A 12652-nucleotide genomic window follows, 5' to 3' on the forward strand; every position below is an offset into this window, starting at 1 on the left:
GGGAGCCTGTGAAGGAGCGGTCCTAGGAAGAAGGCGAGGGGAGCGCGCCGAGCGTCGGCACCGGGTCCTCGGGGCGTTCCTTGGTCTCGGCCGAGCACTGGTACCCGCGCGGCGCGTACTCCCCGGGCCCGCCCAGCACCACCGAACCGTCCGTGGCCGCCGCCCGGCTCTCGGCGAGCGTGCACACGATCTGGGCGAGCGCCGCCGGCGGCAGATCCTCCGGCTGACGGCTCAGCCGCAGCGTCCCCGCGGGATCGCCCGTGCGCGGCCCGCTCAGCACCAGCGGCCCTCGTACGTAGGTGGCGAAGCCCGCCTCGTGCTCGGGCGACGAGGGCTCCCTCGCCAGCTCGTCGATGAGCGCCTGGGCGATCTGTACGCGGCTGTCGAAGGCCTTCTCCGAAACCCTGGCCGTACGGTCCACGGACCCCAGCTGGGACGCGCAGACCAGATAGACGCGGACCGGGACGCCCTTCGGCTGCGCCTGGGGAGTGAGGTCCTGCGAGGTCACCTCGCACGGCACGCGCGAGGGCGCGGGACCGGCGTCGACCGGCACCTGGGTGGTCCTGATCCCGCAGCCGCCGAGCGCGGTGGTGGCTATGAGCACGGCGAGTGCGGCCGCCGCCCGCCGCATGCGGCCCTTCGGCGTCACAGCACGCCTTCCTCTCCCCGGTCGTCCGGGCGGTCCTGAGCAGCGCCGGCGTCCGCGTCGCCGTGCCCTTCGTAGTCCTGCAGCGACGACGCGTCGCGCGGCAGCGTCAGCACGAACACTGCGCCGTCGCCGTCCTCGGAGTTGGCCGCGGTGATGTCGCCGCCGTGGATATGGGCGTTCTCCATCGCGATCGAGAGTCCCAGACCGCTGCCCTCGGAGCGCGGCCGCGAGGCGCTCGCCTTGTAGAAGCGGTCGAAGACGTGCGGCAGTACGTCCTCGGGGATGCCTGGCCCGTGGTCCCGTACCTCGATCCGCAGCTCGTGGTCGACCGGCCGCACCGACACCCGTACCGGCGAACCGCCGTGCTTGAGTGCGTTGCCGATCAGATTGGCCAGGATCACATCGAGCCGGCGCGGATCGAGCAGCGCCATGATTCCGCGCTCGGCGTCCAGCTCCACCGCGTCCAGCCAGGCGCGCGCGTCGATGCAGGCGGTGACCTGGTCGGCGACGTCGACCGTGTCCAGGACCAGCTTGGCCGTGCCCGCGTCGAAGCGGGTGACCTCCATCAGGTTCTCGACGAGGTCACCGAGCCGCCGGGTCTCGCTCACCACCAGGTTCACGGCGGGCGCGATCATCGGGTCGAGGCTGTCGGCCTCGTCCTCCAGCACCTCGGTGACGGCGGTGAGCGCGGTCAGCGGGGTACGCAGCTCGTGCGACATGTCGGCGACGAAGCGGCGGCTGGACTCCTCCCGCGCGCTCATGACCGCGACCTTCGTCTCCAGCGACTCCGCGGTCTTGTTGAACGTCCGTGCCAGCTCGGCCAGTTCGTCCGTGCCCGAGACCCGCAGCCGGGTGTCGAGCTTGCCCTCGCCGAGCCGCCGGGCCGCCTCGCCGAGCCGGTGCACCGGCCTGAGCACGGTGGTGGCCGCGGCCTGCGCGAGCAGTGCGGAGCCGACCAGTGCCAGCGCGGTGGCGATCCCCAGCGACCACGCCAGCGAGTTGAGGTCCTGCCGCTCCTGGTCCAGCGACTTGAAGACATAGCCGGTCGGACCGCCGCCGACGATCCGGCTGCCGCCGACCAGATAGGGCTTGCCGCGGCGCTGGGTGCGCTGCCAGTAGAGGTGGTACGGGACGGAGTTGCCCGCGCCCACACCCTGCCGCTCGTTCACCGCCTCCTGCAGCTTCGCCGGCACGTCCTTGAGCGTGAAGTTGTCCGGGTTGGACGCGCCGACGATCGGCTTGCCCTCGGCGCGCTCGCCGATGAGCAGCACGCCGTAGCCGGAACTGCCGCCGGCCATCTGCTCGGCGGCCTTCTGCAGTTCGTTCTGCGTCGGCCGCAGCGGCAGCGCGGCGGCCCGGTTCTGCATCTCCTGGCGGAAGTCGCGGAGCGTGGCGTCCTGTGTACGGGTGAGCACCGCTTCCCGGTTGAGCCAGTACGCGATGCCCGACGCGGACACGGCGGCGGTCAGCGCGACGAGGGCGAAGACGACGACCAGACGGAGGCGCAGGCTCGTCCACCGAAGTCCGGCGAGTGTCGCGCGCTTTGCGGCACTGCTCACCTAGGGGTTCCGTTTCTGGGGGTCAGGGCGTGCACCTGTCTCACTGCGGGACGTCCAGCCGATAGCCCACGCCGCGCACCGTACGGATCAGGGTCGGCGACGACGGCACGTCCTCGACCTTAGCCCGCAGCCGCTGTACGCAGGCGTCCACCAGTCGTGAGTCGCCGAGGTAGTCGTGCTCCCACACCAGACGCAGCAACTGCTGCCGCGACAGGGCCTGACCGGGCCTGCGGCTCAGTTCGAGGAGCAGCCGCAGCTCGGTCGGCGTGAGCTGCAGATCCTCGCCGTTCTTGGTGACTGTCATCGCGGAGCGGTCGATCACCAGCGAGCCGAAGGTCGCGGAGTCGGTGGACTCGCGCTCGCCGCGCCGCAGCACGGCGCGGATCCGGGCGTCCAGCACGCGGCCCTGCACGGGCTTGACGACATAGTCGTCGGCGCCCGACTCAAGACCCACGACCACATCGATGTCGTCGCTGCGTGCGGTCAGCAGAATGATCGGCAGCTGGTCGGTGCGCCTGATGCGCCGGCACACCTCGAAACCGTCGATCCCGGGCAGCATCACATCCAGCACGATCAGGTCCGGCCGCTGCTCGCGCAGCAGTTTCAGGCCGTCCTCGCCCGTCGCCGCGGTGGCCACACGGTGGCCCTGGCGTGACAGGGAGAGTTCGAGGGCCGTGCGGATGGCGTCGTCGTCCTCGATCAGCAACAGGAAAGGCACGGAGGTCATTCTGGCCCATGGGGCAGCCGGAGTTCGACCGTTGGAGCGCTCCCACACGACTCCTCCGCTTGTGAGAGGCGTAACGAGCGCTTTCTGTGGTGGTGGGCGAAGGGGGTCGGACGGCGTCTGCGGGGCCTCCGCGCGGGCCCCTGGCTCCCACCCTCCGGCCCCCTGAGGGGCCCCCGGTGGGCCCTGTGACAGGCCTGTGACAGTCGGCGGACACCGCGATGAAACTGCCCAGGCAATCTTTTGGCACACGGACGGAAACAGACTCCACTCGACGGGGGGCGCGAGATGAACGCACTGCACAGCACCAACTCAAGCGCAGTTGTCACGCGTCTCCACGACGTCGTGAGGAGCACGGAGAAGTCCGGCGCCGTGAACGGGCGGGGGTGCGTTCGCGGCGCCGGGCGTCAGCACAAGCCGTCGTACATGACGGTGGTTGACGCGACTCTCGGGGGAGCCGCGTACGGGGAGGCGACTGGGGAGCGGACAAGCCTGTCGGAGGCGGAGTTCACCGCCTACGTGCAGGAACGCCGCGCCTCCCTGTACGCGACCGCGTACCACCTGACCGGGGACCGGTTCGAGGCGGAGGATCTGCTGCAGAGCGCCCTCTTCTCCACGTACCGGGCCTGGGACAGGATCAGCGACAAGGCGGCGGTCGGGGGCTATCTGCGCCGCACGATGACCAACCTGCACATCAGCGCCTGGCGCCGGCGCAAGCTCAACGAGTACCCGACGGAGGAGCTGCCGGAGACGGCGAGCGACACCGACGCGATGCGGGGTACGGAGCTGCGCGCGGTGCTCTGGCAGGCGCTGGCCAGGCTGCCCGAACTCCAGCGGACGATGCTGGTCCTTCGCTACTACGAGGGCCGGACCGACCCGGAGATCGCGGAGATCCTGGACATCAGTGTCGGCACGGTGAAGTCGAGCATCTGGCGGTCGCTCCGCCGGCTGCGTGAGGACGATGTCCTCAGCTTCGGCCGTGACGAGGAAGAGTCCTTCGGCGAGCTGGTGGCCTGAGGGCACCTGGGGGGAATCGGGGGAACGGGGGCCCGCTGTTTCGGGGGAGACGGCGGGGTCGGGGGATCACGGGGGTCACGGGGGACCAACGGGGACCACGGGGGAAACAACGCGGGACCGGACAGGCCGGGGGGTCTTGTCCGGCCCCGCGCTTTCTTTTGTCCTGCGGCGCCGGGTGCGCTGCCTCAGCAAGACCTCGGCCGTCAGGCCAGGGTGCGCGCCGCAGGCGTACGGCTGTGGCCCGCTGCCGCCGAGGCGAGGCGGCCCAGCGCCTCCTCCTTGCCGCACGGATACGCGCCAAGTTCCGTCTGGCGGGCCACGATGCCCCGTTCCGCGCGCATCAGACGCCAGCCGCGGCGGAGCAGAAAGCCCACCGACTTGCGGCCCTCGCGCACATCCCGCGCCAGCCGGCGGCGGAACGTCGTCGACGGGCGGCCGCGCAGGCACAGCGCGTCCGCCAGCACGCCGAGTTCTTCGCAGCGGCCCACGATGTCCGCCGCGAAGATCCCCTCCGCCACGAACAGCGGCGTACGGCCGATCCCGAACGCCTCCTGGTCGACGCGCGAGCTCGTGGCGATGTCGTACACGGGGACGGTGGTACTTCCCGTACGGCACAGCTCCTCGATCGCGGCCACCGCCGCGTCCGCGTCCCACGACCCCGGCGAGTCCCAGTCGATGTCCGAACTGCCCACCACCAGCGGCAGCGTCGGGTCGTCGCCCTCCTTGTAGAAGTCGTCCAGGCGCAGCACCGGCAGAGCCGAGCGCTCGGCGAGGGACGACTTTCCGGAACCGGAAGGACCCGAGAGCAGCACAACACGGGCGGGAATGGGGGAAGAGCTCACGGGACACCAGTGTGAGGCATTGACTCGTGAAGGGGACCCGCCGGGGCCGGGGTTGGTATTGAGCATCACACCTCAATACTCTGCGTGCTCGACCGATTACTCCTTCAGGCGGGAATCTCCATGGCACGTCACAAAGCTCCCCAGCCCGCGCGGCTCGCCCTGCTGCGAGCAGGTCTGACCGTCGCGACGGTGGCCGCGGCCCTCGGCGCGGGCGGTGCCGCCCACGCCGCGCCGACGACCGCACCCGTGGGCCTCGACACCCTCGAAGACCAGGCCCAGCGGGCGACGGGCGTGGTCACGGACTCGGTGTCCGGTGCCGGGCAGCTCACGAGCCTCCAGCTCAACCCCCTGGCCAACACCGGCGTCGACCCGCTCGACAACTCCTTCGGCACACAGGTCGCCGACTTCCAGCCGGTGTCCACGGCGGCGGTCACCGGCCCCCTCGCGGCCGGTGCCGCGGCCAAGGACCTGCCGGTCGTGGGCGGGGCTACGCGCCTGCTGCCGTTCTGAGTCCGTTCTGAGTCCGGGCGCGAAAGAGCCCCCTGCCGCCGGACGGGACGGCAGGGGGCTCGGTCATGGGCCGGGCAGCTGCCCGGTCAGTACGCGGAACGTCCAGTACGCGGAACCGTCAGTACGCAGGACGGTCAATACGCCGAACCGGACGCGCCGAGCGAGCCCGTCGGATGCCAGACCGTCTTCGTCTCCAGGAAGGCCGTCAGGCGGTGCGTGCCGGGATCGGCCGAGAAATCCACAGCCTGTGGACGAAGGACGCGCTTGAGATTGTCCGCCGCCGCGATCTCCAGTTCCTTCGCCAGTACGTCATCGGCACCGGTGAGGTCGATGGCGTTGACGTCCTGGTGCGAGGCCAGCGGGGCCGCGATCTCCGCGGTCCGCCCCGACAGGACGTTGACCACACCGCCGGGCAGGTCGGACGTGGCCAGCACCTCGCCCAGCGAGAGCGCGGGCAGCGGGGACTTCTCGCTGGCGATCACGATCGCCGTGTTGCCGGTCGCGATCACCGGGGCGAGCACAGACACCAGGCCCAGGAAGGCCGACTCCTGGGGAGCCAGGACCGTGACCACGCCCGTCGGCTCGGGGGTCGACAGATTGAAGAACGGGCCCGCGACCGGGTTCGCCCCGCCCACGATCTGGCCGATCTTGTCCGTCCAGCCCGCGTACCAGACCCAGCGGTCGATCGCCGCGTCGACGACCGCCGCGGCCTTCGACTTCGACAGGCCCTCGGCGTCCGCCACTTCGCGTACGAACTGGTCCCGGCGGCCCTCCAGCATCTCGGCGATGCGGTAGAGGATCTGGCCGCGGTTGTACGCGGTGGCGCCGGACCAGCCGCCGAAGGCCTTGCGGGCGGCGACGACGGCGTCACGCGCGTCCTTGCGGGAGGAGAGCGGGGCGTTGGCCAGCCACTTGCCCTTTGAGTCCGTCACCTCGTACACCCGGCCGCTCTCGGAGCGGGGGAACTTGCCCCCGACGTACAGCTTGTAGGTCTTGAAGACGCTCAGTCGCCCGTCAGACATCGAGGTAGGCCTCCAGACCGTGACGGCCGCCCTCGCGGCCGAAGCCCGACTCCTTGTAGCCGCCGAAGGGCGAGGTCGGGTCGAACTTGTTGAACGTGTTGGCCCAGACGACGCCGGCCCGGAGCCTGCTCGCGACCGCGAGGATGCGGGAGCCCTTCTCCGTCCAGATGCCCGCCGAGAGGCCGTACTGGCTGTTGTTGGCCTTGGCGACGGCCTCGTCCGGCGTACGGAACGTCAGCACGGACAGCACCGGGCCGAAGATCTCGTCGCGCGCGATGGTGTGCGCCTGGGTGACGTTCGTGAAGAGCGTCGGGGCGAACCAGTAGCCCGAGCTCGGCAGCTCGCACGGGGCGGACCAGCGCTCGGCGCCCTCCGCCTCGCCCGTCTCGGTCAGCGTATGGATACGGGCCAGCTGGTCGGCGGAGTTGATCGCGCCGATGTCGGTGTTCTTGTCCAGCGGGTCGCCGAGGCGGAGCGTGGACAGCCGGCGCTTCAGCGAGTTCAGCAGCTCGTCCTGGATGGACTCCTGGACGAGGAGGCGGGAGCCCGCGCAGCAGACCTGGCCCTGGTTGAAGAAGATGCCGCCGACGATGCCCTCGACGGCCTGGTCGATGGGGGCGTCGTCGAAGACGATGTTGGCGCCCTTGCCGCCCAGCTCCAGGGTGACCTTCTTGTCCGTGCCTGCGATCTGGCGGGCGATGGCCTTGCCGACCGCGGTCGAGCCCGTGAAGGCGACCTTGTTGACGTCGGGGTGCTCGACGAGCGCGGCGCCCGTCTCGCCGTATCCCGGAAGGATGTTGACGACGCCCTTCGGCAGGCCCGCCTGGCGGCAGATGTCCGCGAAGAACAGCGCACTCAGCGGCGTGGTCTCGGCGGGCTTCAGCACCACGGTGTTGCCGGTGGCGAGCGCCGGGGCGATCTTCCACGCGAGCATCAGCAGGGGGAAGTTCCAGGGGATGACCTGGCCGGCCACGCCGAGCGGCCGCGGATTGGGGCCGTATCCCGCGTGGTCGAGCTTGTCGGCCCAGCCCGCGTAGTAGAAGAAGTGCGCGGCGACGAGCGGCAGATCCGCGTCGCGCGTCTCCTTGATCGGCTTGCCGTTGTCGAGGGTCTCCAGGACGGCGAGCTCGCGCGAGCGCTCCTGGATGATCCGCGCGATGCGGAAGAGGTACTTGGAGCGCTCCGAGCCGGGCAGCGCCGACCACTTCTCGAACGCCTTGCGGGCCGCCTTCACGGCGCGGTCCACGTCCTCGGTGCCCGCCTGGGCGACCTCGGCGAGGACCTCCTCGGTGGACGGCGAGACGGTCTTGAAGACCTTGCCGTCGGCGGCGTCGGTGAACTCGCCGTCGATGAAGAGGCCGTACGACGGCGCGATGTCGACGATCGACCGCGATTCGGGGGCGGGTGCGTAGTCAAAAGGCTGCTTGTTCATTGCCATGAGGTCTCAGTCCACCGTCACGTAGTCGGGGCCGGAGTAGCGTCCGGTGGCCAGCTTCTGCCGCTGCATCAGCAGGTCGTTCAGCAGGCTCGACGCGCCGAAGCGGAACCAGTGGTTGTCCAGCCAGTCCGGCCCGACGGTCTCGTTGACCAGGACCAGGAACTTGATCGCGTCCTTGCTGGTGCGGATGCCGCCCGCGGGCTTCACGCCCACCTGCACTCCAGTCTGCTCCCGGAAGTCGCGTACGGCCTCCAGCATGAGCAGGGTGTTCGCGGGGGTGGCGTTGACCGCGACCTTGCCGGTCGAGGTCTTGATGAAGTCCGCGCCCGCGATCATGCCGAGCCAGGAGGCGCGGCGGATGTTGTCGTACGTCGAGAGCTCGCCGGTCTCGAAGATGACCTTCAGCCGGGCGTGGCCCGCGGCCTCCTTCACGGCGCGGATCTCGTCGTAGACCTTCAGGTAATGACCGGCGAGGAAGGCCCCGCGGTCGATCACCATGTCGATCTCGTCTGCCCCGGCGGCGACGGCGTCGCGGGTGTCCGCGAGCTTCACGTCGAGCGCGGCACGGCCGGCCGGGAACGCGGTGGCGACGGAGGCGACCTTGACGCCGGAGCCCTTGAGAGCCTCGGCGGCGACGGCGGCCATGTCGGGGTAGACGCAGACCGCGGCGGTCGACGGGGTGGTGCGGTCGGTCGGGTCGGGGTGGACGGCCTTGGCGGCGAGCGCCCGGACCTTGCCCGGGGTGTCCGCGCCTTCGAGCGTCGTCAGGTCGATCATCGAGATGGCCAGATCAATGGCGTACGCCTTGGCCGTGGTCTTGATCGAGCGCGTACCGAGCCCTGCGGCGCGGGCCTCCAGGCCGACGGCGTCGACGCCGGACAGGCCATGGAGGAAGCGCCGCAGTGTGCTGTCGGACGCGGTCACGTCAGCGAATGCGGTGGGGATGGTGGGCATGGTCACCAGAGGAGCATATCTACGCGCGTAGCGACCTGTACAGGGGGTGGCGGGAGCCCGTCCATTGTGCCCCGGATCGAGACCTGCCCCGCGCGCGCGGCACTGGTCGGCGGCCCTCGCCGGGCGTACGGCAGAATCGGAACCATGACGACCCCCCAGCCGCCCGCCGAGCCCACCTACGCCGACCGGGCCTTCCGCTCGCCCCTCGGGATGGTGGGCGGCGTCCTGCTGCTCGCGCTCGTCGCCTGGCTCACCGGGGACGCGATCGTCCGGGGCGAGGGGCGTACGCCGTGGGTGGCCCTCGCCGCGGCGCTGCTGGCGGCCCCGCTGGTGATCGCCTTCACGCTGCGTCCCGCGGTCTTCGCCGGCCACGACCGGCTGCGCATCAGGAATCCGTTCCGGACGATCACGCTTCCCTGGGCCGTCGTCGCGGATGTGCGGGCCGGGTACTCCAGCGAGATCTTCACGCAGTACGGTACGAAGTACCAGCTGTGGGCGATCCCGGTCTCGCTGCGGCAGCGCAAGCGGGCCTCGCGCCAGCAGATGCGGCGGGCGCAGGACGACCCGCACGGGCGCACGCCGGTCTCGGCGGATGTCACCGACTCGGCGGCGCGGGTGGCGCCGGCGGACCAGGCGATCGTGGACCTGCGGGAGCTGAAGGAGCACAACGCGGCGCGGCCGGGCGCGCAGGGTGAGCCGCAGATCCGCTGGGCGTACGAGGTCGTGGCGCCGGCGGTGGCCGGGGCGGTGCTGCTCGCGGTGCTGCTGGGAATCGGCTGACGGACCGTCCGAGCCGCGGCTCGGGCCCCTGGGGGGCACCGCGTCCTCGGTGGTCACGGCAGATTACGGCGGGCCCTTCCAGACCAGCAGCATGTACGCCCCCAGCCAGGCCGACGACAGCGTCGCCATGGCGAGTACACCCGCCACCACCGCCGTACGCCGCGCTCTTGCCAGCGACCGGGCCAGCGGCATCAGCAGCGGGAAGCCCGGCATCAGAAAGCGGGCGCGCGGGAAGTAGACGCCGCCGCTGCCGAGCACGACGAGCAGCAGCACGCCGGTGAAGACCAGCAGCGCGAGCGGCTGGCGCTCGGCGACGCACAGCACGTACAGCCCGACCGACACGATCAGCACGACCGACACGACCACCAGGAACAGCTGGGGCTTGGTCATATAGACCAGGTACTGCCGCAGATAGCGCAGCGTGGACGCCCCGCCGTCCCACTGGTTCCGCCACAGCTTCTGTACGGCGAAGTAGCCGTCCACGCGTCCCACGCGCGCCCCCACCCAGGCGACGTACGCCAGCCACCCCGTGGGCGCGATCAGCGCCCCCACGAGAGCCGCCCGCCGGCCGCCGGGGCGGCGTCCGCGGCAGGCCGGCAGCGCCGCCAACGACACCGCCGCCGCGAGCGCGATGCCCGTCGGCCTGGTCAGTCCGGCCAGCGCCGCGAGCGAACCCGCCCACAGCCAGCGCCCGGTGAGCACCGCGTACAGCGACCACGCCGCGAGCGCGGTGAACATCGACTCGGTGTAGCCCATCCACTGGACCATCGCGACGGGCAGTACGCCCCAGAGCACGGTGAGCAGGACGCCCACCCGCAGCCCGTACAGCCGGTCGCCCACCGCGAAGACGCCCCACGCGGCGACGAACGAGAAACCGACCGCGAGCAGCAGCCCGACACTCGCGCGTGAGCCGGGCGTGAGAGCGGCGACGGCCTTCACCAGCACCGGATAGAGCGGGAAGAAGGCGAGGTTGTTGTCGTTGGGGCGGGTGCCGAGGGCGTCGACGTAGCCGTGGTCGGCGATGCCCAGGTACCAGCCCGAGTCCCAGGACGTGGCCAGCGTCGGCCAGACGCCGTGCCCCTTCACATGCGCCCATCTGGCGAGGACCAGCAGCCCGCAGAGCCGTACCGCGAGATAGCCGAGCAGCGCGGGCGCGGCCCGCCGCAGCGCCCGCCGGAGACGGTCCGCTGCACCCGCCGGGCCGCCGCCTCCCGCGGCCGGTGGCCGGCGGGAGCCGGGGACAGCGGCTCGAACGGTCGCGGTGGGGGACACGGCGGCTGCTCCTGTGACTCGGCATGCGCTACCGGGTCACCATTGCCCGGACGGTCACAGGGAGCGGCTGCCGCTGCCTCAACTCCGTACGAGATTCACCCGTACGGGCGGTCAGATCCCGGCCGCGGCCGCCAGATCCCGCTTGATTCCGTCCAGGATCTCCGTGGCCCGCTCCCGCGCGGTCTCGAGCTCGCTCGCGTCCGCGACCGGCACCACGACCTCCAGATAGCACTTGAGCTTGGGCTCGGTGCCGCTCGGGCGGACGATGACGCGGGCCTTGAACTCGCCGTCGAGGTAGTACCGCAGGCCGTCCGTGGGCGGGAGCTTGTCCGTGCCGCGGGTCAGGTCCTCGGCGGAGACGACGCGCAGCCCGGCCAGTACGGTCGGCGGCTGCTCGCGCAGCGTGCGCATCGCGTTCGCGATGATGCTCAGATCCTCGACGCGCACCGACAACTGGTCGGTGGCGTGCAGGCCGTGCGCGACGGCGAGGTCGTCGAGCAGATCCGTGAGGGTGCGGCCCTGTTCCTTCAGCTCCGAGGCGAGCTCGGCGACGAGCAGGGCGGCGGTGACGCCGTCCTTGTCGCGTACGCCCTCGGGGTCGACGCAGTAGCCGAGCGCCTCCTCGTAGCCGTACCGCAGGCCCTCCACGCGGGCGATCCACTTGAAGCCGGTCAGCGTCTCCTCGTACGGCAGACCTGCCGCGCCGGCGATCCGCCCGAGCAAGGAGGAGGACACGATGGACTCGGCGAAGGTGCCCCGTGCGCCCTTGTGGACGAGGTGCGCGGCGAGCAGCGCGCCGACCTCGTCGCCGCGGAGCATGCGCCAGTCGCCGTTGTCCGGGACCGCGACCGCGCACCGGTCGGCGTCCGGGTCGTTCGCGATCACGATGTCCGGCTGGACCTCGCGGGCCTTCGCGAAGGCGAGATCCATCGCGCCCGGTTCTTCCGGATTGGGGAACGCGACGGTCGGGAACGCCGGGTCGGGCTCGGCCTGTTCCGCCACGAGAGCGGGTGCGGGGAAGCCGGCCCGGGCGAAGGCCGCGGTCAGCACGTCCTTGCCGACGCCGTGCATGGCCGTGTAGACGACGCGGACGGTGCGAGGGGAACCGGCGGTCAGCACGGCGTCCGTACGGGCCAGATAGGCGTCCAGGGCCTCGTCGCCGAGGGTGTCCCAGCCCGACTCGGCGCGCGGAACGTCGCTCAGGCTGCGGATCGCGTCGATCTCGGCGGCGATCTCGGAGTCCGCGGGCGGCACGATCTGGGTGCCGTCGCCGAGGTAGACCTTGTAGCCGTTGTCGCGCGGCGGGTTGTGGCTGGCGGTGACCTCGACACCGGCGACGGCGCCCAGTTCCCTTATGGCGAAGGCGAGTACGGGGGTGGGCAGCGGGCGGGGCAGCAGCGCGGCGCGGAGCCCGGCGCCGACCATCACGGCGGCGGTGTCGCGCGCGAAGTCGGCGGACTTGTAGCGGGCGTCGTATCCGATGACGACGAGGCCGTCGGCCTGGCCCTTCGCCTTGAGATACGCGGCGAGCCCGGCGGCGGCCCGGATGACGACGGCCCGGTTCATACGCATGGGCCCGGCCCCGAGCTCCCCGCGCAGCCCGGCCGTCCCGAACTGCAGCGTCCCGCTGAACCGCGCGGCGAGCTCGTCGACATCGTGCGCGTCGATGAGCTTCCCGAGCTCGTCCCGGGTCTCACTGTCCGGGTCCTCCGCCAGCCACGCGCTGGCCCGCGCGATGAGGTCATGCTGCACGGTTGGTCCGCCTCTCGTGTGTGGTCGTCGTCGCCCTGCCATTGTCGGGGCGTGGGCGTGGGCATGGGTGCGGGGTGCGGTGGCTCGGGCGCGGGGCTTGTTCCACCACGCCGCCCCGTCCCGGCTGTATCGA

Annotated in this window: 12 protein-coding genes; 3 read left to right on the forward strand and 9 right to left on the reverse strand. The window is 71.2% G+C overall.

Features of this window, described 5'->3' with window-relative positions:
- Positions 1-22: 22 nt before the first annotated feature.
- From ACQEVG_RS24265 to afsQ1, 3 genes are read right to left on the reverse strand one after another with little or no spacing between them, the layout of a single operon-like run.
- On the reverse strand, positions 23-649 hold the full coding sequence (locus tag ACQEVG_RS24265; RefSeq protein WP_432987376.1) for a hypothetical protein: 627 nt from the start codon (positions 647-649) through the stop codon (positions 23-25).
- On the reverse strand, positions 646-2208 hold the full coding sequence (locus tag ACQEVG_RS24270; RefSeq protein ID WP_432987378.1) for an ATP-binding protein: 1563 nt from the start codon (positions 2206-2208) through the stop codon (positions 646-648). Before ACQEVG_RS24270 ends, ACQEVG_RS24265 begins: the two co-directional genes overlap by 4 nt.
- 40 nt (positions 2209-2248) lie before the next feature.
- Positions 2249-2926: a two-component system response regulator AfsQ1 gene (gene afsQ1, locus ACQEVG_RS24275; RefSeq protein ID WP_175257369.1), complete on the reverse strand. Its 678-nt coding sequence runs from the start codon at positions 2924-2926 to the stop codon at positions 2249-2251.
- Positions 2927-3220: 294 nt separating this feature from the next.
- On the opposite strand from afsQ1, the gene ACQEVG_RS24280 reads away from it, so the two are divergent.
- On the forward strand, positions 3221-3949 hold the full coding sequence (locus ACQEVG_RS24280; RefSeq protein ID WP_432987381.1) for a SigE family RNA polymerase sigma factor: 729 nt from the start codon (positions 3221-3223) through the stop codon (positions 3947-3949).
- Positions 3950-4152: 203 nt separating this feature from the next.
- Here ACQEVG_RS24280 and ACQEVG_RS24285 read toward each other — a convergent pair whose 3' ends face one another.
- Positions 4153-4857: a uridine kinase gene (locus ACQEVG_RS24285; protein ID WP_432987383.1), complete on the reverse strand. Its 705-nt coding sequence runs from the start codon at positions 4855-4857 to the stop codon at positions 4153-4155.
- A gap of 54 nt (positions 4858-4911) precedes the next feature.
- Between ACQEVG_RS24285 and ACQEVG_RS24290 the strand changes: the two genes are divergently transcribed.
- Positions 4912-5301 carry a hypothetical protein gene (locus ACQEVG_RS24290; RefSeq protein WP_432987385.1) on the forward strand — a complete coding sequence of 130 codons (390 nt, stop codon included), beginning with the start codon at positions 4912-4914 and terminating at the stop codon, positions 5299-5301.
- 134 nt (positions 5302-5435) lie between these two features.
- Here ACQEVG_RS24290 and ACQEVG_RS24295 read toward each other — a convergent pair whose 3' ends face one another.
- From ACQEVG_RS24295 to deoC, 3 genes are read right to left on the reverse strand one after another with little or no spacing between them, the layout of a single operon-like run.
- Entirely contained in the window at positions 5436-6323 is an 888-nt protein-coding gene (locus ACQEVG_RS24295; RefSeq protein WP_432987387.1) for an aldehyde dehydrogenase family protein, read from the reverse strand.
- Positions 6316-7755, reverse strand: a complete 1440-nt coding sequence (locus tag ACQEVG_RS24300) for an aldehyde dehydrogenase family protein (protein ID WP_432992853.1) — start codon at positions 7753-7755, stop codon at positions 6316-6318. The genes ACQEVG_RS24295 and ACQEVG_RS24300 overlap by 8 nt, the downstream gene beginning before the upstream one ends.
- Positions 7756-7767: 12 nt before the next feature.
- On the reverse strand, positions 7768-8715 hold the full coding sequence (gene deoC / locus ACQEVG_RS24305) for a deoxyribose-phosphate aldolase (protein WP_432992856.1): 948 nt from the start codon (positions 8713-8715) through the stop codon (positions 7768-7770).
- A gap of 144 nt (positions 8716-8859) precedes the next feature.
- Here deoC and ACQEVG_RS24310 point away from each other — a divergent pair, with 144 nt between their 5' ends.
- Positions 8860-9495 (forward strand): PH domain-containing protein, encoded by a 636-nt coding sequence (locus tag ACQEVG_RS24310; RefSeq protein WP_432987389.1) that lies wholly within the window; start codon positions 8860-8862, stop codon positions 9493-9495.
- A 63-nt stretch (positions 9496-9558) separates the two neighbouring features.
- Here ACQEVG_RS24310 and ACQEVG_RS24315 read toward each other — a convergent pair whose 3' ends face one another.
- Together ACQEVG_RS24315 and ACQEVG_RS24320 are read right to left on the reverse strand one after the other, a co-directional pair.
- The gene (locus ACQEVG_RS24315) at positions 9559-10767 is read right to left on the reverse strand and encodes a hypothetical protein (RefSeq protein WP_432987391.1); all 1209 of its coding nucleotides are present in this window, start codon (positions 10765-10767) and stop codon (positions 9559-9561) included.
- A gap of 111 nt (positions 10768-10878) precedes the next feature.
- Positions 10879-12561, reverse strand: coding sequence for a phospho-sugar mutase (locus tag ACQEVG_RS24320; RefSeq protein ID WP_432987393.1), 1683 nt, complete (start codon positions 12559-12561; stop codon positions 10879-10881).
- Between the last annotated feature and the right edge of the window lie 91 nt (positions 12562-12652).

Origin of the sequence: Streptomyces sp. CA-135486 (assembly GCF_050936555.1) — a bacterium.
GTDB lineage: Bacteria > Actinomycetota > Actinomycetes > Streptomycetales > Streptomycetaceae > Streptomyces.